Below are 26,410 nucleotides of genomic sequence, written 5' to 3' on the forward strand. Positions count from 1 at the left end.
TGGGACGCACCTAACAGATCGCCGCTATCGCTGGTCACGGCTTGCCCTCCTCATCCGATCCGTGACGGTGCTTTCCCCGGCGCGCCGGCGGTTTCTGCGGAAGAGCTGGCGAAGGTGGCGGGCTCGGCTGGCGGTCCCGGGACCGGATCCGGGGCGGATCTACCGGTGCCAGCGGAGGTGACCCCGCCGGGGCGGGCCGCAGCGGAGTGCGGTCGCGACGACGGGGCGGGGTCGGGGTGTCCTGGGCGGGCGTGTCTGTTCGCACCGCCGCCGGCGGCGGGGTCAGCGGGGGCGAAGCCGCGACCGGGGCGGTGTCGACTCGCGGCGCAGGCGCTCTCGTCGGCGTCGGAGCCGCGGTACGTCGAGGCGACCGGGCTGCAGCAGGTGGCGCGGACACCACCGGAGGCAGCTCTGTCACGTCCCGTACCGACAGCGTCGTTGGAGTCGCGCGCCGATTGGAGACAGGAGGGTCCGGTCGCGTCACCGGAACTGCAGCCGGGGTCGCTGGAACCGCGGCCTGTCTCACGGTCTCGACCGCCGGCACAGCGGCAGCCGGTCGACGCTTGGGGCGGATCGCCGCGGTGGCCGTCGGCAGATCCACGACCTGTGGAAGGCGCAGATCCGACCCTTCGCGTGGTGCAGCAGATCCCTCGGTATCGACGTCCCCGAGCAGCGTCCGGCGCTCCATCGGTGTCAGTTCCCAGCGCACGGTCGTGGTCTGCTCGTCTACTGCTACCGCGATCTCCGAATGTCCGCTGGCCGTGGTCGTTACGGTCAGACTGTTGGAGGCCCCCCGTCCGGGGACGTCCTCGGTGACCAGCAGAACTGCCTTGCCGGCGCACCGCTCGCGGTGGCGCTCCCACCATGCGGGCGTGCACACCACAACGTCGGCGGGGGCCGAATCCAGTGACCCCACAGTCAGTGTCGGGCTGTCGCGGTGCGCAACTAACCGGTGCCAGCGCGGATCGTCGATCATCACTGCGATGATCTGGTCCTGCGTCGACAGCCGCGCCACCATCTGCATCGCGAACAGGACCGGACCCGACAGCCACAACGGCTCGGCGGTCGGAGAAACTGCCACGAAGACGCGCGTCTTGTCCTCGCGCGTACCCACGAACACACCTGCTCCCCCGGCCGGGATACCGAATCCGAGGTGATGATCGTCGTCGATGAGGGCACCCGGAGACCGCATCGGAAGCTGCCGGGTCACCGGCAACGCCTGAGCCAGGCCTGCGGCCTGCTGTCCGACAGCGGCGCGCAGGCCGTATCCGGAGGCTTTGGCCAGGCCGTCCTCACCGCGCACCAGGTACGTGATCAGAGGCTGGGCCAGCGCCTGATTATCGCCCTGCGGTGTCAGTGTCAGCGTGGTGTATTGCCGGTGGGACTGCAGGTGGTGCCAGCCGCCGGCCGACTCGGCGTTCCAGTGCCCGCGCGCTGGAACGTAGGTGCGGGTGTGCACACCGGAACGGGGGCCGCAGCTTCTCCACCCGGGGCTGGCCAGCGGACGGCCCACCTGTGCGAGGACATCGGACTGGAATGCTCTGATCGAGTTCACATCCATGATTCGGCCACCGAAACCTTGCTCGGCCAGTGCGTGGCAGACCCGGGTCGCCGCGATCGTCAGTGCCTGGCACAGGCCGTGCGGGAGTGAATCACGCTGTGCGCGACGATAAGCAGGACCGAGCATGTCGGCTTCCAGGCGCAGCGACACCTCAATCACCGTCATCCCACCGAGGGGGACCGACACTGGTCCGATGAGGGTGTCTAGGACGCTGGCGGCGACGTCGCGGGCGGCGAATTTGTACCCGGCGCAGATGGCGGTCAAGCGATTGACTCCGATGTCGTACTGGCGCAATTGACGGCGCAGGACATCTGCTGAGATCACCGGCGACTGGCAAGAGCCCGTTGCAGTGATACTGGTCAGCTGCCACGGCCTCGGCGTGATCTGCACCAGTGCCGAGACGGTGTGCCCGTCGAAGATCACGCCTATTCCTTCGCGTGAGAACGCTGCCGCCTGCTCCGGAAGGTCACGGCTACCGCGACGCAACGCCACCCACTGTCCCAGTGTGCGTCCCCCCGCCCGCGCTCCGAAGACAGCCGCGATCGCGGCGGCCGAACCAGCTGCGGCCGCCGGCCCGTACGGGGACAATCCCAGTGCGGCAGTGGTGGCCAGCGCCGAGGCGGCCAGGCCGGTGCTGGGGGTCAGCGACACCAGTTTGCGGTCCGGAACCGCGAGCCGCGGCGGAGCCGATTCAGTGGCGTCGTTGTCCCCGGTCGTTGTGCGCGCACGGCGGGCCATCAGTTGTCCTCCTCGAATTTGACTGCGCGGCAACCGACACCGGAAACCGGAAACCACCGCTGAGTGGTCATGGCTGTCGTTCCTTGCGTCCGCGCCCTCCTCGGGCCAGGGTCACCACCATGGCGATAAATACCGCGGACCCGAGCACGGCCAACGTGATCAGGGCGACCGTGCGGCCAAGAGTGTCCGGTGGGGGTGGCGGAGCCCCAGGAACCGCTGCAACCGCGGGAACACCGTCGGGCAGCATCGGGATCGAGTCGTCGATTGGGGCGGTCAGCGCGGCTTTGGGGTCCACGACCCCGGCGCCGACCAGTGAGGACAACGCGCTCGATGGACTGTGGGCGGTGCGCTTGATCCTCTCGATCACTTGGTGGGCACTCAGGTTCGGCCAGCGCTGCCGGATCAGGGCTGCCAGGCCAGCAACGTTTGCAGAAGCGAAACTGGTTCCGGCGATCGGCTCGTCGCCGGCTTTGGTTGTCTGCGCGTTGATCAGCTCACCGGTGATCTTGGCCGGGTCGAGGCTGACGACGTTGATCGCCGGGGCGGCCACACCCACCCACGGTCCCGGCATCGACTTGACGTACGGGTCGCCGAATAACGATGTGCCGCCGACGCTGAGCACGAACTGGTCGAACAGCGACGGCAGCGACAAAGCGCTCACCGAGCCCCAGCCGCGTTCGTCGGACGGGGTAGCAGGGTCGGGGCCTGGGTTCGGAGCGCAGTCGTTGCCGAGGTTTCCGGCCGCGGTCACCACCACCACGTTCTTCACCACCGCTGCGAAATAGAGAGCGCCAGCCAACTCTTTCAAATCCACGGGCGCCGATACAGGCACACATGCTGTGGCCGAAATGTTGATGACCGTGGCGTTCAACGACGCCGCACGCACAATCGCGCGGGCCATCGTGGTGAGGTTGGACGCGGCCTGTGCGTCGCGGGCATTGCCCGGTTGTTTGGTGGTGTCGATGCTGTAGCGGTCTGATGTCTGGCGGATCGAAATGATCGCGGCATCGGGGGCAATTCCAACGAAGCCGTCGCCGGGCTTCGGCTGTGCCGCGATGATCCCGGCGACCAGGGTGCCGTGATGGTCGCAGTCAAGCAGCCCGTCAGTGCCCATGATGTAGTCACCGCCACCGAGCAGACGCGGCAGCCGATCGTTTCGATTCACCCCGGAATCGACGACAGCGACTGTCTGACCTTTCCCGGTGGACAAGCCGTGCAGATCCCGAACGCCCCAAACGGTGTCGATCGGCACCGAGTCGAATTGAGATCCCGCCAGTTGCCCGGAGGTAGCGCACTCGTATTGCTGCTTCATCGGGAACCGAGGGTCAGGTCCTGGTGGGGCGTCAGGCGGGGCGATATCTACCGCTGGGTCGAACACGTACGGGCTGTAGGCCGAGGCCTGCGGCGCAGGCGATAGCACTGCGGCCAGCAGAACAGCGGCGAGGATGGCACCGCTGCGCTGTAGCGCTGTCAGAATGCGGAGACGGGGCACGACGAACCTTTCTCGGCAATGGGTGGAGGTGGCGGTGCTCAGCGGTTTCGGACCTTCGACCAGCCGTCCATGATGAGAACCAGCAGCGGAAAGACCGCCACGACGGCCAACACCGCGACCCTTTCCAGACGGCGCTTATCCAGCGGTGAATGCATGGACTGGGCCCGGATCGCCCACAGCGTAGAGAGCAGCACGAACAGCATCAGCGGAGCTGCTCCGGCGATCAGCACGACTGGGTCCGCCTGATGCGGTGACACCGCCCGACCGGCCAAATAGGCGGTGGCGGCCAAAGGACCGGCCACCATCAGCGGCACGGCAGCAGCACGAATGACGAGACCGCGTCCGATCGCGACCGTTGCAACTGACGCAGAACCGACCAGCGCGAACATGTGCCACTCGTAGTTGGAGGTGAAGTAGCCGCCGGCCGCGGCCGCGGCGACCAGTGCCATTCCTGCCCCTGCGACCATGCCGATCAGGGCCTTGAGCGTGGTAATGACGCGAGCCTCTTGGTTGAGCATCGCTTCGATGGCGACCCCGGACGTCGACCTTCGTGACACTGCGGCGACGGTTTGCTCGGACCGCCGTATGACCGGCTCGCCGGTGGTCGGGATGTAGTTCACCAGCACCCGTCCCACTCCGCGGGAGAACTGCACAGCACACACGATGACGACCAGTGACAGGAACACCATCTGCGCGGCCGCCGCTTGTGATGACACCGGCAAAATGATGTGCAGCGCACCGACGAGCACCGCGCATGCCGACACCGCGGCCGCACCTACGTGCAGTCCGGCAGGTTTGTTCGCCGTCACCGACCACAACGCCACGACCATGGTCGCCACAGCTGCGCCGACAGTGGCCAAGTGCCAGATCCCGAGGCTCCGTGGCACCCCCGCCAGCGCGGCCCCCGCCGTGGCCAGGTAGGCACAAACGCATAGCGAGGCACTGACATCGTCGAACTCGTCGCGGGCCCGAGACAGAACCCCGGCGATGGTGGCGCACATTACGGCCAGCGCGGCTAGAACACCCACCACCGGCCACCGCGCGGCGGCATTACCGGACAGAACGTCGGCTATGCCGATTGCTCCGACAGCTGCGACTGCCGGCGGCAGTGCTGCGGCGGCCAACCGCCGCGTGTCGCGGCCGTCAAGAACGGCGAAAAGCCGCCGAGATACCTCCGCGGCGCCCTCGGCGACGTCGTCACGCAGGACCGGATAGCTCTCGGTGCGGGTGCGGTGAGTCAGGTAGAGGTCGGCCCCCGGGGCTATCTGGGCTTCGGCCAGGGTGATCTCGGGGTCCAGCCGTTTGCGCATCGGCCCGGCCTCCAGCGCCCACTCCACGCGTTCAGCGGTCAGATAGGCGTGCACCGTCCCTTCGGAGTGAACGCTTCCGGCGAATTGTTCGCGCAGTTGGGGAAGCAGCGCCGTTACCGTCGTGTGAGCGTGCAGTTTGCATTGGAAAGCGGAGTCGCCGGCGTGCACGTTGACTGCGACGAACGTGGTGTCGGCAAGCACGGATACGGGCTGTGTCATGCGCGCAATGGTTACCTGGGTCCGACGTCGCCCCTTGGCTGCGGCGCGACTTGCAGAAGGGCCACGGATGCTTCGGCAGATCCGCTGTCGTCCGACCGCGCCGCACTCGTCAGCCTTCAATGTCGCGAAACATGATGTGCGCCATGACCGACAGTGACGAGTGGCGCAGTGCTGTTGCAGCATCCAGCGATGCCGAGCTCGACGATGCCCGCCGTTCACACCGAATCGGACGGGGCCTGTGCGGTGACCCTGAAGACGCCGACCACGAATAGGCTCAGCTGTCCTTTCGTCCTGCTGCTTGCGCGCAGGTTCACGGTCCGTCCAACCGGCACATAAGACCTCGGGAGTAGCTGCTTATCCAGCACATCCGGAATCTGGCATGCAGTCACGCCTGCGAACAGCAGCGGCACTTGAGCCTGCATCTGCACGTCCCGCAGAAGAGAAACACGCAGCATATGCCGTGAACGCGCAGCTGAATGCCTGTGCAACTTCGGGTCCTCCGACGCACGCAGCGATGTTCATTAGCAAACATCGCGAGAAAAGCGTGCCGTTAGCTGAGACGACTCCCGAGCTGTTTACAGCTGCGCGCGCAGGAGCGGCCCATAGCCGCACTTCACAACTAGTTTCCCTCATTTCCGGTGCGGATCCGCGCGATATGCCACGATTTAACGCGTGTCGACGATCCACACGTGGCCCTTGCCTCCATATCCGGAGCGCGGGCAATCTTTTCAGATCTCACACCTGCTGGCAAACCACCACAGAACTACTTAGCGAAAGGAAGGATCCAGCACCTCAGACATCGCTGATGCCTGGCAATGGTGCATACTCAGGCCGCACGGAACCAACTGGAGAGGACCGTGGTGAGCAACGACGACAGTGGATGGCACCGCTTGGGAGCTGCGCTACGGCAGGCGCGCATCGACAGCGGATACCCCCGCATGGAGGCTTTCGCCGAACAGTGCGGAGTCTCGATTCGGGTGTTGTCCGATCTGGAAGCAGGGCGCAGAACGAACTTTTCGTCCCGCGTACTGGGTCGGCTGGAGGCAGGGGTCGGGTGGCCGCCGGGGACGATGGATCAGATCGTGGCCGACCCCGAATTCACTCCCCCTGGACCCGAGATCGGCAGTGATTTTCTTTTCCGGCCGCCCAACTACGACCGCCGGCCAGTGCCCGTTGATGTTGCGGCAGTGGAACGCGCCATCGCGGCGCTCGACGGCTTCACGCGCAAACGCAGCGCCGGCCGGGCACGCAAACGCGGCAGCGATGCGGCGCACGACGATTCGGCGGTCGACCAGATCGGCGCCGCGCTCGTAGCACTGAGTTGGCCATATGTGATCCGACTCGTCGAGGACAACTGTCTACCGAGCAACGCACTGCACCCGGGTGTGCGTCCCCTCTACGAGACGCTCCTTGCCATATCCGGCGAGCTCGCGCCCAACGACCCCTCAAGCCGCTACGCGCAGTGGCTTGCCGGCGATGTGACCGACGTTGGCGAAACGCTGCGTCAGCGGTACACGCAGCGGTGGACGGAGTCACGCAACGTGAGGCGAGGCCGTCTCACAGAACACGCCGAGGCAGAGGACTGATCTTCCATAACCCTTAGCCCGCCGTGTAAATCTGCAGATTCACACCGTGCAGGTCACGATTGACATGGCCGCTCATCCTTTCCGCGCGCAAAACATGGTTATAGGCCATATAGTTATGTTTTCGCCTGTGCGCCCGAACCGAGGAGGCTGCGGCCATGACGAAGCCTCCCAAGCCGACACTTCTCTCGATCGCTGATATCGCAGAGACGTACCGACTTGGCGCCGCCACCGTGCGGACGTACAACGGCCAAGCCGCTCAGCGCCGCCGAACCGGATCATCACGCCCGCACGACTTTCCGGCACCCGCCGCACGAATCGGCAATAGTCCACTCTTCGACGCCGATGCAGTCAGCGACTGGTTCATCAACCGGCCCGGACACGGTACCGGAGGTGGCCGGCCACGGAAACCGCGGGGATCAACTGACATGGCGAAATCGACCAAACACCGGACTATGTGCTGACCAGCCCTCACTGTGAGCGCGAGGAAACCACCTGGCGCGCCCCCGCCGGAAAGGATCTCAGCAGCCGTGCACCATGCACTCCCAGCCGAGGCCGCACCGCTTGCAGATTGCCCGGCCCTCGCGGATGACGCGATTCTCCGGTTTGTCGTGTGCAGCTTTTGCTTCAGCCAGCTCAGCGGCCTGGCGCGGTAAATCCCACTCCCTCATTGAAGACCGCTTCCGAGCTCGTCGAGGTCGTACTCGACGCCCCAATGGATGTCGTCGTTGACATAACCGCTGGTGGACCCGTCGCGGATCTGTGTCTGGACTTCCGCCAGGTACTCCGAGGCCCCGGAGGCCGGGACGTAGATGATCAGCCTGGCCATGTCAGACGGCCTGGGGGAATTCGTCAGAGCTGACGGTCGCGCGGTCGATCCCATTCGCTCCGGCGATCTGAACGAGCACCTCCTCGATGTCCATGCCTCGCGCCGCAGGTGAAGCCTCGCCAATTCGGATCAACTCCTCGACCAGCGGGCCGGGGGTGAAGATGGCCCCTTTAAAGACGTAATGACTCACAGCCACTCCTTGCGCTCGGCTCGACCACGGCGCCCGCGATCGTTGTAGACCGGTCGGCACGGAGTGGCGCACGGCGCGGCTTCACCGACGCTGATGGCGCTAAAGAAGACTGCCCAGAGATGCTAAGCGAAATTGCCCAGTTGGCTTGAGTGGCTAAGGTTAGCAGGTTCGTCGTTGCAGGGGAACGATTGTGCCGTCGCCGGGGGTGCTGGGGCGGGCAGCTTCTGGAGTGGTCAGCAAAGCGACGATGGTGATGGGTTCGCCGCAATGCGGGCAGGAACGGGTGGCGGCCGGCTGTGGGGCGGGTGGCCGGGCCTCGGTGACGGTGGCGGCGGTGTCGCTGTGTTTGCGTTGCTCCCAGGCGTGTTTGCGGCAGCGGTCTGAGCAGTAGATCTTGGTCGGTGTGGTGGCGGTGAATTCGGTCCAGCAGGCTTGGCAGGAACGGGTCTCAGCTGACATGGGCGGCGACCGCCTTACGCATCGTTTCGGCGGTGGCTTGGTGGTTGCGCAGCCGGTAGCTGGGTCCGTCGATACCGACCACGGTGGCGCGGTGCAGTAGCCTGTCCAACATGGCGGCTGCGACGGTGGCGTCTCCGAAAGCGGTTGCCCAGTCAGCGATCCCAACATTGGTTGTCAGAATCGTACTCGACTTCAGATACCGTTGGTTGATCACCTGGAACAACGCGGATGCCCCATCGCCGGGCAGCGGAAGGTAGCCAAGTTCGTCAATCACCAACAGTTTCGGTCCGGCGAAGAACCGCATGCAGGTGTGCCAGCGGCCTTCCAGGGCGGCTTTGTGGCAGCGGGCCGCCAGGTCGGCGGCGGTGGTGAAATACACCCGGTGGCCGGCCTCGACCGCGCCGCGGGCCAACGCGACGGCCAGCATGGTCTTGCCGACCCCGGGTGGGCCGACGAACAGCACGTTGGCCGCGTCGTCGAGGAAGCGCAGACTGGCCAGGTCGTTGATCAGTTTGGCGTCGACCCGGGCTGGGCGGCGAAATCGAAATCGGCCATGGTCCAGGGTTCGGGCAGACAGGCGAACCGCAACCGTGAGGTCAGCCGGCGGGCTTCGGTGGCGTTGACCTCGATCTCCAACAGCCGCTCCAAAGCGGCGGTCAGGGACAGGTTTTCGGCGCGGGCGGCATCGAGGATGCGGGGTAGCGCTTCGGCTGCGTCGCCGAGTTTCAGATAGGACAGATGTGCCCGGAGTTGTTGGTATCGGCGGGCTTCGCTCATCTGTGGGACGGTTTTGCTCAAGGGGTTACTCCTGGTTCTGTTCGGTTGGATGGTGTTGGGAACAACGGATAGCCGTGCTGCGGTCGCCGCATAGACGGCCAGATCGATCACTACCTTCTGGCGGGATCGTTCGCCGGGGCACCACGCAGCCGCGCGGCCTCGGCAACGGCGGCCACCGAGGGCGGTCGCCGGGTCTTATGAGTGCAAGGCCTGGCCGTCGAGAACCCGATAGCACTGCCTGTTCGAGCGCGACGACGTGACCGGCATCGCGCACCACCGCGCCGCTGCCGTCGACCGCGCGGCGGTGCGCGGCAACAACGGCTCCCGATGCCGTGGTCAATTGCACGGTGTCAGAGCCCAGGCGGTGGGTGACGGTCACCGTGGCCCGGCCAGCCCGGCGGCACCGAGTACTGATTGCCCGCCAGGACACCAACGCTTGTGGAGTGACGATGCGGTGTTCGGTCAACTCGGCCGGATACGAACCCGTCGGCAGTGACCGTAGTGGTTCGGCATCGGCCAGGGCGCCGACGGTGGTGGCCTGCCCGTCGCGGCGCCGGCGGCGCCCGTCGAGCTTCACGCACAGCCGGTCCAGCGACGCCTGGGCTTGCTCGATCGTGGTGTCGTCGGTGACGGTGCGCCACCAGCGTTGGGCGGCAGCGTGATTGGACTTCTCCACCACACCCTTGCGGTTGCCCCGTCGTGGCGGGCACACATCGACGGCGACAGCGTAGTGTTTGGCCACCCCGGCGAACGCCGCGGTGATCCGGCCCGATTCGGGATGACATACCGTGGCCATCCGGTCGAACCGCCACCGCTGGGTGACCCCACCCAACCGGATGCTGACCGCCTCGATCGCTTCCACGACGTGCGCGAAGTCCTCGGCCGGGCCAGCGCCCGCGCCAGCGGCTCGAATGGGCCAACGCCCCGACCAGCAGGTGGGCATGCCGGTCAGCCGCCCACGATGCTGGTGGATCGGGCAGCTCGACCCAGTCCCACTGAGTCTCGACCCCGGGCGGATGATCGATGACCGCGACGTCGCGGCCCTTGACCGACTGACACGGCTCGCAATGCGGTCGCAGCCCAGGTTTCGGATTGCCAGGGTCAGCGACGGATACGAGCCGGTAAAACCTAGCTCGACGAGTTCGTCGAACAGGGTTGAGGCCCACAGGTGCGGATCGTCAGCCAGGCGGATCCGGCAGTACTCGACGAACGGATCGATCACCAGCGGTTCAGAGCGTTGGCGTTGCCCGGGTACTCGTTCCCCAGCCAGATAGGCCCGAACGGTTCGGCGATTGATCCCGAGATGGCGAGCGATCGCCGATATCGACCAACCCTGCTCCCGAAGCGCATGCGCTTCCACATCACCCTCCAGCGACAGCAAACGACGGCCCTCCCATTCATCAGCGGAAACACAACTCCGCTGACGATGAGCAGAACCCCGACAAGCAGTCCGACGACACGCCGAACCACCGCTGCCAACTGGGCACTTTCAATTAGCGAGACTGAGCACTTTCACTTAGCGCCATCAACGCCGGGAATGCCGCGGCGGCGAGTCAAGCGACAGAGTCACGCCGCGAGGCGATGACGAGAAGGTAGCCGAGACGGGATAGAGCATCCTCGACACTTCCGACAGGTCCGGCCTCCCCGCCGAGCAGGTTGGTCCAGTCAGTGATCACCCCACGGGCACTGGAGACAAACGCATAGAAGGTCTCCGCATCCGGGATGAGGGCGATATTGCGTTGGGAGCGACCATCAACAGCAACGATCGCAGGCGTCACAGAGAAGTGCCGCTGCGGTGACCCGATCGGGCTGACACGCCGGTGCGCAAGTACTTCGTACGCAGTTCCAGAGTGGGCGGGGTGGGTCATAGCGCAGCTCCTGCTCAGGGTCGGACAGCGGGGCGACTTCAACCGACTTGCGCTGGAAAGGCCTGTGGAAACTGACGACTCGAGTCACACATCGCCTGACCCGAGTCGTGTGGTGTTGCATTCCCGGCGCCTCTCCAGGTAGTCGCGAAACCAACAGTAGTATATGCATTGAAACACAAACATATGCTCAGATAAATGGCTCGATGCGCACTCGATCCCGGGGAACACCGCCCCGCAAACTTCGCCGAGGCCTGCGGGACGTACGGCATGCCGAGCCTTTAGCCGCAACTGCCCGCGGGGGTGGGATCACCCTTGCGGTCGCCGAGGCGGTATCCGACCGCAGCGAGCGCTGATTCGTAGTCAACAACCTCGGGCTCACGCAGCACCGCCAGCGCGGTCCAATCAGCGACATCGCCAGAGCCATTCGCGGCGAACACATAGAAGGTGCTGAACCCGCGGATGATCGCCACATCGACGTTGCGACGTCCAGACCTCTTCAGCGGCGGGTCCAACCGGTAGTGACGCTGCGGCGACCCGATAGGACTGATCCGCGGGTGCGCAGCTGCCATCTCGATAGCAGTCCCGGCGGAGGAGTTGGTCACAGGGCTGTCTCCTTGGTCATGCTTCGGCGGCTGGATCCGTCGATGCTGACCGAACACTGGAGCGAGCACACAGCGGGGCGCGAGGTCAGCCACTCAACCATGCGGTGCCCGGGCAAGCAGCCTCGAAACCACGATCCAGACGCACAGAAACCCCACGCCGACATCGTGCATTGGCGGTGTGACAGGTCGCCGGAAAAGCTCTCGGGTCCGCACCTGTACACCCGCCCCTTCCGAAACGTCTGCTCGATGTCATCTTCGCTGCGGTTCGCCGCTCGCTAGACCTCCCCGAGTTTCGCGGTAAATTACCCGTTTGACCTGCGGTAACTGTCAGTAAATCGGTGACTTTTCGGTTCACCTGCAGCGATGCGTAGCTGTCGTGGCAGTGGGGGGTGCCTCGGACAGCTCGGCGTGACAGGAGGAAACAGGGTCTATAGGTGGAAGCTCATTAGTTAGTTGTTCTAGATATATATCTTTACCTGCATTCTCTCTGAAACAGAGAATATCCGCTGTCGGAGGCACCCCCCATTCCCACGACAGTTGCGTGTTTGCCCGGCTGAGCAGTGAAATAACCGGATCGGTGACAGTTACCGCAGGTCAAACGGGTAATTTACCTGGAAGTACGGGGAGGTTCAGCGCAGCCGGGACAATTTACATCCGACGAATTCGGCCGAAAACAGGAACACACACGACACGAAACCGGACTATCAAAAACCTGTTCGAACAGATGCATGCGGCGCTGTGAGACGACAGCGAGAACCGCGCCGCGGGCCGTCCCTGCCGCCAGGCGATGCGACCGTGGGAGCCATGGCCACGACCCCCGACTCCGCCGGCAGAGCCTGTGCCATCGGTCTGGACCTGTCCTTGACCGGAACCGGCATCGGAGCGATCGACCTGGCGACAGCGGCGCTCACCACCGCGGTGCATCGCTCAGTGCCGCCGGCCACCAGCACCGTCGACGCCCACGTCTCTCGACACCGGATCCTCGTCGACGGGATTGTCAACCAGGTGCGTGCCTGCAACCCGGCACTGGCAGTGGTGGAGGGTCTGCAGTTCTCGGTCCGCGAGAAGGACAGCTCACTCACACGTCGCGGATTCCTGTGGTGGGCCGTGATCGAGGGCCTGTGCACAGCGGGGGTGCCGGTGATGGAAGTGACTCCGCAGCAGATCAAACAGTTCGCCACCGGAAAAGGCAACGCGAGCAAGAGCCAGGTGGTCGCCGCCTATGCGGTGGCTTGGCCGGACGCCACCCGAGACAAGAACATCGAGGACCGCGCAGACGCCGCGTTCGCCGCCGCCTTGGGTGCCGCATGGCTCGGCTGCAAAGGCCTTCCACTGAGCAGCACAGTCACACGCCGAAAGGTTATTGCGAAGCTCCCTGCCCCCACCAGTCCGGAGCGCGTCGCCGTGCACGCCGCGTAACCTGCGCCGCCACATGCCACTCATTTTTGCGATGCACCGACACCTCCTACTGCTGCGCATTATCGGCATCGGCGTGCCGTCATGCGGCAATTCGTCTTTTCGCCCACGCAAGTTAACGTGCCCCGCATGAGCACAGCACTGGCGCCCGCACCGGCCATCTACAGCGTCGCCCCGGCTGCCCCCTCGATCACTGCGACGCCCCTGTCCGCTGCCCCGGCCATCGGCAGCGTCGCCCCGGTCGGCTCGACGACTACGTCAGTGATCAGCAACGGCACCTTGGCGGGGCCATCCGCGGCGCCGCCCATTGGCAGCGTCACGCCAGCCCCGTCGCAGGTTTTGGCCCTGTGCGACGACCCGGTGGCGCCGTCCCGGACTCCCTACGCACCGCCCACCGACGCCATTCCCGCTCCTCCTGAGGTTCCCGGCAAGTGGCAGCCGGCCTACACCCGCGACAAGAAGAGCTACGTGGTCCCTGGCCTGGACGGGATCCGCCAGACCGACACCCTGACCCGCGCCACCAGCCACGCCAAGGTCCTCGACGACACAGGCAACTTGACCGACTGGCAGCTGCGGTCGACGGTGCTGGGGCTGGCTCGCAACCCAGAACTGCTCGACGGACTCGCCCTTGACGGCGCCGAGCACATCTCTGAACTGGACTGGTCGTCCAAGCGTGCGCTGAGTTCAGTGGCGTGGCAGGCGGCCCGCCGCTCCGGTGCCCATGACGGCAGCGAGTTCGGCACGATGGTGCACGGCTATCTGCAAGCCGTACTGGAGGGCGTCTTGACGCTCGACGAGGTTCCCTCGATGATCCGTCCCTACCTTGTGGTGCTGTTCGCGGCGATGCGCCGCCATAACCTGAATTTCGTCGCCTCCATGGTCGAACGCACTGTGTTCATCCCCGCCACCGGGATGGTCGGGACGTTCGACTTCCTGGTCATTGACGCTGAAGGCACTCTCATGATTGGCGACCTCAAGACGTCGAGCTCCATCGACCTGTCCTGGTTGGCGATCGCGGTGCAGCTCGCCCAATATGCGACCGCGTCGCTGATGTTGACGTGGAATGGCAGCGGATGGGAACCGATGCCCCCGGTATCGCAGGTGATCGCGAAGGTGGCAGCGGTGCCCAAAGACGCCGCAGTTCCCAGTTGCCGTATCTACTCCGTTGATCTGAGGCTGGGAAAGCGGTTGATGGACACCGCAACTTGGGTCCGACATGTCCATGAGGCAGCGGCCCGCTCGGCCAGCAACCCGCAGCTGCAGCGTGCCGGTGACGATCTGGTCGCGTGGGCCGACGATGAAGCACTGCTGTTGAATGCGGTGCCGGCGCTGGCCTGACGGGTGCTTGTGCAGCACCGCGCTACCCTCGCTCCCCCGTCCTCCGGGTGGTTACGGTCGTGCGGCTCTGCATGGACAAGCTCGAGAGGACCCAACGGCTTTGAACACCACCGCCCGCCGAGGCACGCCCACTGACACCGAAACCGCGTGGTTGGTGCGCTGCGCGTCAGTAGCCGCTTCCGCGACACCCCCCGACCCTGTTTCCGGGGATTTTGCATGGCTGGTGTGGTCGTGGTGCCGTCGAGCGGCAGGCAAGCTGTCGGAGCGTCAGCAGCTCGCACTGGATGCGTTGCCCGCCGGGATCACGTCCCTGCGTCGCGACATCTGGGTGTCGCGTTACCTGGAGGTCGCCGCCCGCGGCGAGGCCGGAGACGATCTTAGCGGCGGCCCACGCACCGCGTGGCTGAGCCGTCAGCGGCGACGGGCGATGGCAGGGTGCCTGCCGGCCGGACGCGCTGAACTCCTGAGTCGGCTCCCAGGGTTCGCGTGGACCCCCGGGGAGCGCCGCTGGGAATCCGCATTCGCCCGAGTGCGCGACTTCGTCGACACGTTCGGGCACATCCCTGCACGTGGGGATGATGAAGCGTTGGCCGGGTGGCTTGCCACGCAACGTTTCGAGTTGCGTTCAGGCCGACTATCCGCGCGCCGGGCCCAGTTGTTGGACACCTTGCCGGGCTGGGCACAGTCGTTGGCCGGCCCTCGGTCCCCGATCTCCTGGCCCCAGCAGCTTGAAGCGCTGCGTGACTTCGTGAGCGCACACCGTCACTACCCGCGAACGGGAGCTGCAGACGCGCTCGAATGCGCCCTCGCCGCCTGGGTCTGCGACCAGCGCGACAACCACCGCCGCGGCGATTTGAGCGCAGCCCGCGCCGACGCCCTGGCCGCCATTCCCGGATGGCGATGGACAGCGCGCGAGGCGGATTTCGACGCCCGTGCCGTCGCATTGTCCGTTGAACTGGGTGGCCGGCCGATCGACACCGGGCACCGGTTCTACAGCTGGGTGGTCTCCCAGCGACGGCGGCACCGCGACGGGCGTTTATCCGAAGATCAGGCCGCAATGCTGCGTGCGCTCAATCTGCTCGACGAACGCCTTCAGGCCTCTGCCTGACGGATCGAGTTCAGTGATTTGCCGCGTAGTTTGCCCGGCATTTACGACAGGCATGCCAAAATGCATCGAAAGGACATGACACGGCTGTCGCATCGGAAGGCCAGAACCCAGACATGTGCGTTTCCCTCAGCGAATTCGCAGGATCAGCTCGTCAGTGCCGCCGCTGCGTCATGACCGACGCCAAGCGTGCCGATGCCTCGGCTCGGCGCCAGGAGAACCGGGTCACGGTGCGCACTGTGACCCACAACGTTCGCAGCCAGATGAGCAACGCCAGCGCAGCGGCAGTGGCATCTCTGGCACCCTCATCACTGAGCAACCTTTTGGTCAGCCTCGAAGCCGTTTCGCCGGGAATCTCTTCGGAACTGTTGCGGTCCCAGTCGGGGGCGCTGCGGCGTGTTCCGGGCATGCACAACGACGTGTTCAGTGAAGTTCGCGAGAACTCCAACGAGGCCTCGTCCAAGATCAACGGCGGCAAGAGCGATCCGATGGTGGTCACCAAGATTCAGTTGGCCTCAGCGCTATGTGAGCGCGACCTGGTCGCCGACGGCGCCATCGTTGATCCGCTCGACGCCGCCGCCGAATTGGAGCGCATCGAGACACGTATCGACGCGATCGCCAGTGGGGCGATGGCTGCTCCAGCGCCGGGCACCACGTTCGACCAGCTGCCGGAGCGCACGCAGAAGTTCTATGCGCGGCACACACTCGATGAGATCGGGGCGCTGACCACGGTGTCGCAGCGCATGAGCGACAAGTTGTTCGAGGACGTGACAGAGCAGGCGCAGGTCGCCGCCTCCCCACGCCCCGCCAGCGATCTGGTGAAGCGGCTGAACGACGAGCAGGACCGTCCTCTGACGGTGGCCGACCTGATCGACGGCGCACGCCGCCATCACATCGATTCCACAGCCGGGATCCAGATGGCGTCCGGCGCCACATTGGTAGCGGGAGCCGGTGGAGGGACTGCAGTGCTCGTCGACGGTGTGCGGCTGCCTGTTGAGCCGGACGCTCGCGTTGCAGACGTGCTGGCACGGATTCCCGATGTGGATTTCGAGCACTTCACCCGAGTTCCGGCCGGAGCCAACGCTTCAGGGCTCAACACGGCAGTCCAGTCGATGTTGGTCGGCAAAAGCCCACGGGCACAATCGATGCGTTTGGCCGCGCGCCGTCGCATCCTGGAACGGACCTTCTACGGTGACACCCCCATGGGCTACACCGCCGACGCTTCGGGCAGCGCGCAACTGCTCGCTGGCAAGGCCCGAGCCCACACGGCAGCCGCGTTGGCTTCTCGTCCACACAGTTCGCGTCACGGCGTAGACACCGAAGCGCAGACCACCCGGATAGAGGGCTTCGACCTTTCCAGGCACCTGCGTTTCGCCCGAGCCGCGCGAAAAGAGTTCCTGCAGACGAAAGTTCCGCCAGAGCTGCTGACCGACCGAGCCGCCCAGGCCACGCTCAAGCGATACGCGGGAAGCGTTTCCAAAGACAACCGCGATGCCGCCGCACGCGCCGGGTTCCAGATCCGCCACCGCTCGAACACGCTGGACGCGGACTATCCGGGAGCTCGCGAGAAGCTGGTAGTTGACTGGGACGCCGTCACACCGGTACACACGGCTCCCCCAAGCAAGGCACTGTGCCCCGAACACGCAGATGTCCGCGCTGACGGCGTGGCAATGGTGGCCGCCGCCAATCAGATCGCACGCCACGGCCGCAACCCCGAACTGGCCGGCGCGCAGGCTCTACTCGCCGAGGCGAAGCTGGCCAGCGCCTTCGAAGTGCACCGCGCTGTGGCTGGACGTGACCATCAGCCGCGTGTACTGACCTCCACGCAGGTGGTTCCCTCAGTCTATCGAGGCCGTGAAGCGGAGTTCATCGCAGAAGTGTTCCCCACCGGCGGCGCGTTCACCACAAAGGGATACACGCTGACCCGCAGGGACGGCAACGTACGAGGTGGCGCAGGCCGCGTCCGAGTGCGCTACCTCACCGGCGACGCGATGCCGGTCACCAACGCCGACATCATCGACACGAAAACCACATTCCGGGTGATCTCCGCCGAAGTCACAGCCGACGGGACCGTGGAGGTGCGCGCCGTGGACGACCAACTCGCCGCACAGCTGTCACGGTCAACGCCGTGAGCTCGCGACACACCCTCAAGCTCACCGAGGGCTGCCACCTCACGCCCCCGGCGTGTCGTGCCGTTCGACTTCGAGCGCGGCTGATTCGGCAATAACGTCGGCCCCACTCATACGCCGCCCTCCCCACCGGCGCACGGGTGGACTTCCACCAAGGAGAGATAGACGATGACCGGACCTACATTCCCGGTGCACACAGCGCCACGGGGGCCCAAGATCCCAGACGGTTTCTTCGACGAGATCGCCGCAACGCTGGAAACCGAGACCGCCGAGGAAATTTCCGAAGCAGTGATCGCAGCGTGCACCGGCCGCGGGATCCTGCACCCCGAGCTGGAGGAGGACCCCGACGACGAGCTACGGGCTGAGGAAATCGCCGAGGTGTTCGCGCTGCTGGCGGAAGTCACCGCTGCGGTGGCCGACGGCACGATCATCCCGAGCCGGGTGCGCCCAAGTGACGATGTGGACGGTGCAATGGCCGCCGCCTGGGAGAGTTTCGCTGCCGACGCCGCAGACGCGAGCACCGCCGAGGTCGGCGCAGCGATGCTCACCACAGGCAGGATCGACAATAACCAGATCCCTGCTCTGCCGAAGACACGCCGAAAGTCTGCTGCTACTAACAGAGTTCGACGATGACCGAGCAGAAGACGCTTCAGGTCACCAATGCACGCCGCTCGGCCTGACAGATGGCGAAATCTTCGGTGAGAAGAGAGCGTTGTTGAGCACCTTCAAGGTAGGTGACCGCGTGGGTGCCGAACCCGACGTGCTCGCGCAGATGCACAGGTACGGCGACCCGGACTGGCCTGGTTACGGCCATATCGTGAGCGTTGGAGGTCAAAGCCTGATCTGGGTGCGCGACCATCTGGGCGGCGAGTGGGGGCTGCCCGCGTCGTCACTACACCACATCGACTAGCCGACATGATCGACGCACTTATTGGTGAGGAGACCGACATGGACGAATTGATCGAACGCCTTGAGAAGGCAAACGCGACCCTGCTGGACATGGCCGAAGATGCCAAGCGCAAGAGCGACTATGACAACCAGTGGCGGCTTGAGGCAAAGGCCGAGGGCGTTCGTCTGGCGTTGGACTATGCCCGCACGACGGTCGTCGTGGTGGACACGTACCCGACATAATCGGCGCACTTATCAGCGAAAGGTACGTCGATGGAGTTCGACCTGTTTGAGGTCATGGAAGTTTGCGCCTGGTGTGATGAGTTCACTCTCGTAGGCAATTACCGGTCAATTGGTGGCGGTGCTGACCCTGTGCCGATTTGCGGGTTGTGCATCCAGAAGCACGGGCACATGTACGAGCCCTATGCCGCCGCCTGACGTAATCGGCGCCATTATCGGATCGGAGAATCATGAAGATGTATACCGCCGCCTACCGCGATCAGCATGGAGAGGTTTGCCCAGTGGGTAGCCCCACTCCCGCCCTTGAAGTGGCTGAACGCTTCGCCTCCGAGGCGAACGCCGACGATCCGAACGTACTGTTCTTCGTCGCTTATCTGGGTGAGCCACAGTGGCGGCAGCTGACGTAGTCGGCCTTCGTCAGGTGTGTCGATTTGTTGACGAGCGCAGTCACCGATCATGTGGCTGGCTCATGACACCCCGGTCTCAGTGGACGAAAGCGGTACGAATGCTGACCGTCCGCAACATCGTGACCTGCAGGCGCCCGTCGTCGTGTCGGGCGACGGCCACTGGTCAGGCCTTCGCCCCACGCCAGTCAGTCGCGCGGATGCCGCGTAATCCACGGCCGCTGAAGGACATCTCCAATGCCGCCACAGTCTGACCGGTGGCTGAGCCCACTGCGTTACCCCGGAGGGAAAGCCCGCATGGCCTACGCCCTCGCCGAGATCTTCCAGTCGCAGTTCGGCCTCCTGGACGTCGAAGTGTGGGCCGAGCCATTCGCCGGAGGTGCGGGCGCAGGACTACACCTGCTCGATCATGGTGTCGTCGACGAGTTCTGGCTGACCGAGAGGAACCCTGCGCTGGCAGCACTGTGGCGGACTGTCACCGGCAACAGCGCCGAGTTGGCCGCGGTGGTACGTGCCAGCCAGCCCGACATGGGCACGTGGCATGCGGCTCGCGAGCTGGTCGCTGCCCGAGAGTCCGGCGACGACATCAACGACCTCGACCTCGCGTTCGCCGCGTTGGTCATCAACCGGTGCTCCCGGTCCGGGATGGTCAATGCTCGTGTCGGTCCGATCGGCGGGAAGAGCCAGACCGGCCGCTGGCACCTGCGTTCGCGGTGGAACCCTGAGGGGCTGTCAGACCGCATCGCCCGAATCGGCCGGCTGGGTAGCCGGATACGGGTCCGCGAAGGCGACGGGATCGTGTGGATCGCCGAACTGAACGGAACCGTCGGGATCGAAGATGAACTCGTGCTGTTCGTCGACCCGCCGTACCTGGTTGCCGGCAACGGACTGTATTCGAGCGGAATGTCCATCGACGACCACGAGCGGCTTGCTGGTGCGCTCACCGGTTGCCGAGCTCGGTGGCTGCTCACCTACGACGAGGATCCGCGCATCCTTGAGCTCTACCCGGACCGCCGAGTTCTGGCCTACGAGATCCGCTACAGCGCACAGCATCGGCGCGTGGCCGAGGAATACGCTGTGCTGGCAGACAATCTCGCGGTTCGCGACGATCAGTGGCTGCTCGAGACGGGAACATCGCGATGGGTTCAGCACGGGCCGCCGGACGTTCCCGGCCCAGTGCGGTGCGTCACGGCACGGGCGATGCGCGCGATCGGGGACGGTGTCTGTGCCTGATCCTCTTGCGTGCGAGGCGAAGCCCGGACTGATGTCGGGTGACATCAGGCAGATCCGACCCGGCCGCGAGTACCGCGTAACGGTCGCCGGGATCGGGCTGCGCTTCCGATGCGAAGAGGACACCGCGATGGTGCATGTCTACGCCCAGCAGCGGCTCGTGGCGCGGGTCGGCATCGACCGGTTCGGTGGGATTCTCGACGCCGCCGGCATCAGAAAGTATCTGCAACAGCGTTCTGTGTCTGTCTGACGCGGAGAGATGTCTCGTGTGCCTTCTAGGTGTGATGTCTCAATCGTGAAACGGATCGATGGTTGCGGCGGTTCGCCGTTGACGGTTGACGCAACCCACCATCATTCGTGTCGAGTGATCCCGGCATCATCATCCACCGAGCCCGTGTAGGTCACCGCCAGTTCGAACACGTGCGTCTTGCGGATCTTTGTTGGGTCGAGCATCGACGTCGCAACCGCATTAAGCTCACTGATTCGTAGCGTCACCTTGTTCCCGACGGCAGATGCGGCGAACTCGAAATCCTGCCGCTGATAATCAGGAGGCTCCCCATCTTCAATAAAGAGAGCCAGGATTTGCGCTGCACCCTCGGGATCAATTGAATCTACAGTGCTCATCTCGTCTACCTTCCATTCAGGGAACACAGATCCTTCCGCGCTGGCATCGGCACATACAGCAGCTGTCGTTCGACGACCTTCCTGCGTAACCGATCTCACGAGACAGCACAGTTAGGCCACGTTGATGATGCCAAACCCCTTGAGAATGTTGGCCGATGCGCCAAGCACATCTTCGGAGGACAGCTGCATGAATTGTTCGTTGGTGAGTGACGTCAGATCGACGCCGCCGCTCATCAGCCGGCGCGAAGACAGTCCCTGCGCCTGCTCAAACACGTTGCGGGCGAAGCGCCCGTTACCGGCGACGTCGAGAACCCTGTCGCCCTTTGCATCGGTGTCCCACATGATCTCGATGATCTGTTTGAACCGGCCCTCCACAGCCGGGTCGACAGCGCGACCTTCCTTAGCGGCCATTCCGGTCAGGATGCGCCACATCTCGTCGGGGCTGTAGGTGTTGAACATCATCGAGTAGGCGAAACGTGACTTCAGGCCGGGGTTTTCGCCGAGGAACCGCTCGATCGGCGCCGGATAACCCGCGATGATTACCAGAATGTCATCGCGGTGGTTGTCCATGTACTCCAGCAGGGCTGTCAGTGATTCCGAACCGAACGAGTCCTTGTGGCCGGGGCGGTCCTGCACAAGCTCGTACGCCTCATCGATGAAGATGCAACCGCCGAGGGCCTCATTGAGCTTGGCGATCGTCTTCGGTCCCGACTGCCCTTCGAACTCAGCGACCAGGGTCGCCCGGTTGGCTGACACCAGGGTGTTGTTGCGAATCACCCCGAGCCCGTAGAACAGTCGCGAAATGAGGTTGGCGATCGTTGTCTTACCTGTACCAGGCGGTCCTTTGAAGATGATGTGACGCGTCTTGGCCTTCACCGGCATCCCCCGCCGACGCTGCTCGTTCTCGAAAGCGATCTCGTGGGACAAGGTGAGCATCTGCTCTTTGATCTCGTCCATACCGTCGATCGCGTTCAACTCGGCCAGTGCCGCGTCGAGAATCTCACGCCGTTCCTCTGCAGAGGAGGTGCGCTGGAAGTCGTCCATGTCCGGCTCGGAATCCACTTCCCAGTAGCTGGTGCGCGCAGCGATCACATCCGCAGCCGAGATTCGCATCCGCTGGTTCTTGTTGCGTATCGCATTGGTGAGTTCAGGCAGTGTGTTGAACTGCATGCCGTCGCCGAATGCCTTCTGTGCGGCGTCTTCCTGCCCGGCGGTACGGCAGGACAACCCCAGCTGCAACGAGGCCCACGCCGACACATCGCGGAAGTTCTTCGACACCGCGTATCGGAGCTTGTTCTGCCCTGCCTCGTGAGAACCGAGATGGGCCAATGCCGTTCCGGACATGGCTGTGCCGTAAGCCTCCAGTGCCTGCTCCAGCGGCGAGGTGTCCTTCGCCACCAGAGTCCCCGCCACATTGAGCAGGTCCTCCCAGCGGGAAGTGTGGAAGTACAGCAGGCACTCGACGGCGGCGATCTCCTTGGCCGTGGTGACCGCGTTTTTCTCGACCATCACGACACGTTCGCGGGCAGCAGCATCCAACTCGGCCCGAGCCTCGTCGTAGCGCCCCTGCTCCACAAGTAGAGCGGAGTATGCAGCGCGGTACTGGCCCCGAGTGACCGCGGGCAAGATGAGTGCGACGGTGGGCAGGACCCAATCGGCACCGAACCATTCCTCCTGACTCGACTTGTCGATGACCGACATCATCTCGTCGTAGGTGTTCAGGGTGTTTCGGATCGCGGTGATGTCGGAGCTCGTCAAGTACCCGCCCCGGTTGGTCACGTGGGAGTACGCCAAAGCCCGGTGAAGATCGCAATGGTCGGGAAATGCCTCGCATGCATAGTCCAGATCCCGGTCCGCTGCCGCGTGATTGGAGTTCCGGAGTGAGCCGATGGCCTGATTCAGGTACTTCATGGCATCGGGGTCGATCACTGTGAGTCCTTTCCGAAAGTCGCGTCGTCAGCATTAACGAGAATCGAAGAATCGAGCGAATCCTTCGACGGCTATGGTGGCCGGTCCCGGTGCGGATCGAACCGCAGGGCGCGACCTACCGAAGGCTGGCTGAAGGTGTCGTGACCTCACGTGGGAGACGGAGCCCCCCGGCGTCGGCGAGCACGCCCTCGTGGTGGGCGAACGCCACCGCAATCCACACCAGCAGCAGGACCAAGGATCGGCGGCGCCACTGTCTGGGGGTGGCCAGCCTCCACAGGAGGTTCACCGATCGGCCTTCGCGCCGCCGGTGCTGAGTAACCAGATCGCTTCAGCGGCAAGCAGAGTCTGGGCCCTCACACAGATGCTGGGCCACGCCAGCGAAACCCACCGAGCCAGCTCCTCTTGCCGGGAGCCCGACAACCGGGACCGTGCAGCATGCACCGCCGGGTCTGCGTCGGCGATGTTGTCGAGGACGCGGGAGGGTGCGCTTCGGTCGTGCAACCACCACCATCGTGCTAGCGCGGCGGCCGCGGTGAAAGCCACACCGTCAGTAGACCCTCCCTGTTCCCGGGCCAGTTCAGTGGCGACACGCGCGTAGGCGTTTGATTGCTGGAAACAGCGGTACAGAGACTCGGTGTTGGCGGCCATCAGCTACCCGCATTCCGCTTGTGGCCGTTGATGACGATAGATCCGACTGCGGAGGTTTTGTCGATGTTCTCAACGCTGTCCGGATTGTCGGCACCACCAATTCCGGAGCTCACCTGATCCTTGCCCAGCGGCGGCCGCGTGCTGGCGGTGATCGTCATCGACATCTCCCGCGTGCTGATCGGAGGGTCCGTCGGAAACTGCTTACAGACCCCGGGCCGGGTGGGGTTGATCTCTTGGGGGAACGCTTGCCCGCCCATTCGCCACGTGACCGCGGTGACCAGTCGGTGGCGGGCCCATTCGTCACGACCGTCGGGTGCCACGTAGTCCCACCCCGGCACGAGGCAGATCGAGGTGATCACCACCTCCGTGTTAAAGGTGATGTTGAGGACGTTGAGGTCGAGTCCGTCTATCCGCAGGCACACCCAAGCGCGGGTCTTGTCCGCAGCGAACGGCGCGACCGCGTCGCTGTCGTTGCCGCAGCTCGCTGAGACTTTGGCGGGGACCAGAACCTCGTCCACGGGTTCAGGTTCAGGATTCTCTGACTGCAGCGGTGGTGCATCGACTTGGCCCGCCGGCTGCGGTGGCTCGCCGCGGTTGCCGGCGATCGACGCCACAAACACGGTGACGAGCACGAGTACTGCCACGGTGACACCGGCGCCGAGCAGTAGCTGCTTGCGCCAGCTCCCCTCTCGGACGCGTTGCAGCTGTTGGCTGATCCGTTCTTTGAGGGGGGTTTCCGGATCGCGGGTCGGCTCGTTCATGTCGTCGGGTGGTTCGGTGGCGTCCCAGGAGGGAGCGGGATCGTCGACGTCGCGATTGAACACCGCGCCCTGATCCTCTGGGTCCTGCTCGTCGTCATCGCCGGATGCGGGGGGCGCGATTTCGGCTTGGTCGTCCCACGGCGACGGGGTGCCGGCGAATGCATCGGTAGGTGAGGGCGGCAGTAGGACTGGAGGCGATAGCGACAGCATCGGATCGGGCTCATTGCCGTCGACAGGTTCTGGATCAGTGGCGGTGTCCGCGCCACCGCGCACCTCGTTACCTTGTTCATCCGTGTAGTCGTCGGTTTCCGATCCGGTGTAGGCCAAGTCATCGGGTTCGGTGTGGTTTTCAGCAGCGTCAGTCTCGTCCACATGTTCTCGGTACTCGCGATGATCAGCGCTATCTGAGTACCGTTCGTCGCCGTCGTCGTCCAGGTGTGCGGTGCCATCGACCGCCGAAAGGCGCTGTGGGCTTGCGGTCTCAGCCTCAGTTGAGGGTGCGACGGTGCGCAGCTCTACGCCGTCGAGCGGCGGTTCGGTCCGCCATGGTGGCGCCTCGGGGGCTGGTGACTCCGTGATTGCGCCGGCGGGATCGTCGGTAAGCAGGTACCGACGATCAGACCGCAGCGTCGGTACTGGTGCCGGATCGGCGTCATCAACCGTGAACTCCCCGACGGGGTCACCGAACTCTGTCGCACGGTGCTCAGGCGATGTAGATGTCCGCGGCATCTTCTCCGCGGCGATCTCGTGGTTGGCGGTCTCGACGGCAGCACGGACTCGCGCCGACAACACGGCGTCAGACGCAATCTCGGTGCCGTCTTCGGTCACCATGGCCCGCGAAATCGCAGCAGCAACCCGCGTGGCCTCGGGGGCTGGGCGCGAATACGCGTTCAGGAGCGCATCAACGGTGGCGTTCAACAGAAGTGGTCCTCTCTCTGTCCGCGCCGGAGGCGTCCCAGGGCCGTAGCGCGCAGCTACCGTACGGCCGCTACCAGGTCGCGAGCCTCGCGCGGCGCGACCTGCGAATTGGAAAGGACTCAGCGGGATGGCCCGATTGCTGTCGAATGTGCGCAAGCTCAAAGACCTGTCACAGTGGAAGCCCAGGGCGCGGGAACGTGCCATGGTGTTCTCGATGATCAGCGGCCCGCTGGCGTTGTGCCTCGTGCTGGTGATGGTGGTACTGACAGCGGTGATCTTGGCGCGTCTGCCCAAGCCGGTGAACACCTACTCGGCGATCACCGACGTCACCCGGGTGCAGAACTACGCGCGCAACGCTCTCCTGCTGTGGATGGGCGGTTCCGAGTCGGCGAAAAAGGCGCTGCTGTCGCGGTCATTGGCATCGCCGTCGATCGAATTGTCGGAGGTGCCGTTCGAAGTGCGCTCTATCGACCCGTCCGACATCATCCGCTGGCAAGGCTCCGACGCGGTGCTGTGGCAGGCGACGTTCGCGGTGACGTTTGTGGCTCCCGGAGTCGGCGCAGCCCAGATCAACCGCTACGCGGTGACAGTCATCGAACACGACACCGACTACCAGCTGTTGATGTGGCCGTCCATCGTCAACGTCGACACCACTCCGTTCAAAGTGGCGAGCAAGTACACGGTGCCGGTTGATACGAAAAGCTCACTGTCGGAATCGTTGGGCCGGTTCGTGACCGCGTACCTGACCTCCACCGGCAACGCCACGTCGCTCGGGCAGTTCGTCTCGTCTAAGTTCTCGGGATCGGCGATCACCGACAGCCCCTATTCGACGGCCACTATCGAATCAAGCTGGGCGGCCTCAGATTCGGTTCCGGTGTCCACCGCCAAGCCGGGAGACACCCTCAAAGTCCTGGTGCGGGTAAAGGCCGCGGCTTCGATCAAGACGTGGTCGATCATGGACCTGGCGCTACGGGTGTCCCTGGGCACGAACAACGTGTGGCTGGTAGACGGAATCGATGCCCCGGTCGGGTGGGGAGCGATCACCCCACAATAGTTTTTCGACCAAGCAACGGAGGACGTGACAAGTTGAGTGTTGACGGCAGTGCGGCAAACATAGCTATAGTTGCTGTATCGAACTTTTGTCCGAGAGGA

26 protein-coding genes and 2 pseudogenes are annotated in these 26,410 nt (G+C 64.6%); 14 read left to right on the top strand and 14 right to left on the bottom strand.

The genetic code is table 11. The features are described from left to right. Positions 1-34: 34 nt before the first annotated feature. The 3 genes from BTO20_RS20970 to eccD form a co-directional block, all read right to left on the bottom strand. The gene (locus BTO20_RS20970) at positions 35-2,299 is read right to left on the bottom strand and encodes a type VII secretion protein EccE (RefSeq protein ID WP_087078104.1); all 2,265 of its coding nucleotides are present in this window, start codon (positions 2,297-2,299) and stop codon (positions 35-37) included. A 67-nt stretch (positions 2,300-2,366) separates the two neighbouring features. After that, on the bottom strand, positions 2,367-3,791 hold the full coding sequence (gene mycP / locus BTO20_RS20975; RefSeq protein WP_232490804.1) for a type VII secretion-associated serine protease mycosin: 1,425 nt from the start codon (positions 3,789-3,791) through the stop codon (positions 2,367-2,369). A gap of 38 nt (positions 3,792-3,829) precedes the next feature. Further along, positions 3,830-5,320: a type VII secretion integral membrane protein EccD gene (gene eccD / locus BTO20_RS20980; RefSeq protein ID WP_087078105.1), complete on the bottom strand. Its 1,491-nt coding sequence runs from the start codon at positions 5,318-5,320 to the stop codon at positions 3,830-3,832. A 143-nt stretch (positions 5,321-5,463) separates the two neighbouring features. Here eccD and mip1 point away from each other — a divergent pair, with 143 nt between their 5' ends. Continuing rightward, positions 5,464-5,592 (top strand): microaggregate invasion protein 1, encoded by a 129-nt coding sequence (mip1, locus tag BTO20_RS41130; protein ID WP_269770296.1) that lies wholly within the window; start codon positions 5,464-5,466, stop codon positions 5,590-5,592. A gap of 810 nt (positions 5,593-6,402) precedes the next feature. Next, positions 6,403-6,906, top strand: coding sequence for a hypothetical protein (locus tag BTO20_RS20990; RefSeq protein WP_232491324.1), 504 nt, complete (start codon positions 6,403-6,405; stop codon positions 6,904-6,906). A gap of 664 nt (positions 6,907-7,570) precedes the next feature. Here BTO20_RS20990 and BTO20_RS39480 read toward each other — a convergent pair. The 8 genes and pseudogenes from BTO20_RS39480 to BTO20_RS39485 form a co-directional block, all read right to left on the bottom strand. After that, positions 7,571-7,732 carry a hypothetical protein gene (locus BTO20_RS39480; RefSeq protein WP_157680290.1) on the bottom strand — a complete coding sequence of 54 codons (162 nt, stop codon included), beginning with the start codon at positions 7,730-7,732 and terminating at the stop codon, positions 7,571-7,573. Position 7,733: 1 nt separating this feature from the next. Next, a complete protein-coding gene (locus tag BTO20_RS20995; RefSeq protein WP_157680291.1) occupies positions 7,734-7,922 on the bottom strand; it encodes a hypothetical protein in 189 nt (62 codons plus the stop codon). Positions 7,923-8,081: 159 nt separating this feature from the next. Beyond that, entirely contained in the window at positions 8,082-8,381 is a 300-nt protein-coding gene (locus BTO20_RS21000; protein ID WP_087072533.1) for a hypothetical protein, read from the bottom strand. Then, positions 8,371-9,158, bottom strand: a pseudogene (istB, locus tag BTO20_RS21005) (IS21-like element helper ATPase IstB). The gene BTO20_RS21000 and the pseudogene istB overlap by 11 nt, the downstream one beginning before the upstream one ends. Before the next feature lie 25 nt (positions 9,159-9,183). After that, on the bottom strand, positions 9,184-10,380 hold the full coding sequence (locus tag BTO20_RS21010) for an IS21 family transposase (protein WP_232490805.1): 1,197 nt from the start codon (positions 10,378-10,380) through the stop codon (positions 9,184-9,186). A 75-nt stretch (positions 10,381-10,455) separates the two neighbouring features. After that, positions 10,456-10,518 (bottom strand): annotated as a pseudogene (locus BTO20_RS41385) (hypothetical protein); the annotation flags it as partial. A gap of 193 nt (positions 10,519-10,711) precedes the next feature. Continuing rightward, complete coding sequence (locus BTO20_RS21015; protein ID WP_157680292.1) at positions 10,712-11,026, bottom strand: hypothetical protein; 315 nt, start codon at positions 11,024-11,026, stop codon at positions 10,712-10,714. A gap of 278 nt (positions 11,027-11,304) precedes the next feature. Continuing rightward, a complete protein-coding gene (locus BTO20_RS39485) occupies positions 11,305-11,628 on the bottom strand; it encodes a hypothetical protein (RefSeq protein ID WP_157680293.1) in 324 nt (107 codons plus the stop codon). A gap of 804 nt (positions 11,629-12,432) precedes the next feature. Between BTO20_RS39485 and BTO20_RS21025 the strand changes: the two genes are divergently transcribed. The 11 genes from BTO20_RS21025 to BTO20_RS21065 all read left to right on the top strand — a co-directional run bounded on the left by BTO20_RS21025 (position 12,433) and on the right by BTO20_RS21065 (position 20,628). Next, positions 12,433-13,047 carry a crossover junction endodeoxyribonuclease RuvC gene (locus tag BTO20_RS21025; protein WP_087078111.1) on the top strand — a complete coding sequence of 205 codons (615 nt, stop codon included), beginning with the start codon at positions 12,433-12,435 and terminating at the stop codon, positions 13,045-13,047. Between the two features lie 126 nt (positions 13,048-13,173). After that, entirely contained in the window at positions 13,174-14,382 is a 1,209-nt protein-coding gene (locus BTO20_RS21030; RefSeq protein WP_087078112.1) for a hypothetical protein, read from the top strand. Positions 14,383-14,605: 223 nt separating this feature from the next. Beyond that, positions 14,606-15,490, top strand: a complete 885-nt coding sequence (locus tag BTO20_RS21035; RefSeq protein WP_198344008.1) for a helicase associated domain-containing protein — start codon at positions 14,606-14,608, stop codon at positions 15,488-15,490. A gap of 170 nt (positions 15,491-15,660) precedes the next feature. Next, positions 15,661-17,619, top strand: a complete 1,959-nt coding sequence (locus BTO20_RS21040; protein WP_232490806.1) for a hypothetical protein — start codon at positions 15,661-15,663, stop codon at positions 17,617-17,619. Between the two features lie 165 nt (positions 17,620-17,784). Next, positions 17,785-18,249 carry a hypothetical protein gene (locus tag BTO20_RS21045; RefSeq protein WP_232490807.1) on the top strand — a complete coding sequence of 155 codons (465 nt, stop codon included), beginning with the start codon at positions 17,785-17,787 and terminating at the stop codon, positions 18,247-18,249. A 109-nt stretch (positions 18,250-18,358) separates the two neighbouring features. After that, positions 18,359-18,526 carry a hypothetical protein gene (locus BTO20_RS21050; RefSeq protein ID WP_157680294.1) on the top strand — a complete coding sequence of 56 codons (168 nt, stop codon included), beginning with the start codon at positions 18,359-18,361 and terminating at the stop codon, positions 18,524-18,526. A 5-nt stretch (positions 18,527-18,531) separates the two neighbouring features. Next, positions 18,532-18,747, top strand: a complete 216-nt coding sequence (locus BTO20_RS21055; protein WP_087078116.1) for a hypothetical protein — start codon at positions 18,532-18,534, stop codon at positions 18,745-18,747. A gap of 30 nt (positions 18,748-18,777) precedes the next feature. Further along, positions 18,778-18,942 carry a hypothetical protein gene (locus tag BTO20_RS39490; RefSeq protein ID WP_157680295.1) on the top strand — a complete coding sequence of 55 codons (165 nt, stop codon included), beginning with the start codon at positions 18,778-18,780 and terminating at the stop codon, positions 18,940-18,942. Between the two features lie 83 nt (positions 18,943-19,025). Then, a complete protein-coding gene (locus tag BTO20_RS41140; RefSeq protein WP_269770297.1) occupies positions 19,026-19,151 on the top strand; it encodes a hypothetical protein in 126 nt (41 codons plus the stop codon). Positions 19,152-19,385: 234 nt separating this feature from the next. Then, complete coding sequence (locus BTO20_RS21060; protein ID WP_157680296.1) at positions 19,386-20,381, top strand: DNA adenine methylase; 996 nt, start codon at positions 19,386-19,388, stop codon at positions 20,379-20,381. Further along, positions 20,374-20,628: a hypothetical protein gene (locus BTO20_RS21065; RefSeq protein WP_157680297.1), complete on the top strand. Its 255-nt coding sequence runs from the start codon at positions 20,374-20,376 to the stop codon at positions 20,626-20,628. Before BTO20_RS21060 ends, BTO20_RS21065 begins: the two co-directional genes overlap by 8 nt. A gap of 101 nt (positions 20,629-20,729) precedes the next feature. Here the strand turns inward: BTO20_RS21065 and BTO20_RS21070 are convergent, their stop codons facing one another. From BTO20_RS21070 to BTO20_RS21085, 3 genes are all read right to left on the bottom strand, one after another. Further along, the gene (locus BTO20_RS21070) at positions 20,730-21,002 is read right to left on the bottom strand and encodes a hypothetical protein (protein ID WP_157680298.1); all 273 of its coding nucleotides are present in this window, start codon (positions 21,000-21,002) and stop codon (positions 20,730-20,732) included. Between the two features lie 111 nt (positions 21,003-21,113). Continuing rightward, on the bottom strand, positions 21,114-22,931 hold the full coding sequence (locus tag BTO20_RS21075; RefSeq protein WP_087078120.1) for an AAA family ATPase: 1,818 nt from the start codon (positions 22,929-22,931) through the stop codon (positions 21,114-21,116). Between the two features lie 647 nt (positions 22,932-23,578). Then, positions 23,579-25,258 carry a hypothetical protein gene (locus BTO20_RS21085; protein ID WP_157680299.1) on the bottom strand — a complete coding sequence of 560 codons (1,680 nt, stop codon included), beginning with the start codon at positions 25,256-25,258 and terminating at the stop codon, positions 23,579-23,581. A 127-nt stretch (positions 25,259-25,385) separates the two neighbouring features. On the opposite strand from BTO20_RS21085, the gene BTO20_RS21090 reads away from it, so the two are divergent. Continuing rightward, entirely contained in the window at positions 25,386-26,312 is a 927-nt protein-coding gene (locus tag BTO20_RS21090; RefSeq protein WP_232490808.1) for a conjugal transfer protein, read from the top strand. The last annotated feature ends 98 nt before the right edge of the window (positions 26,313-26,410 follow it).

Origin of the sequence: Mycobacterium dioxanotrophicus, assembly GCF_002157835.1 — a bacterium.
In the GTDB taxonomy this organism is placed as follows: domain Bacteria; phylum Actinomycetota; class Actinomycetes; order Mycobacteriales; family Mycobacteriaceae; genus Mycobacterium; species Mycobacterium dioxanotrophicus.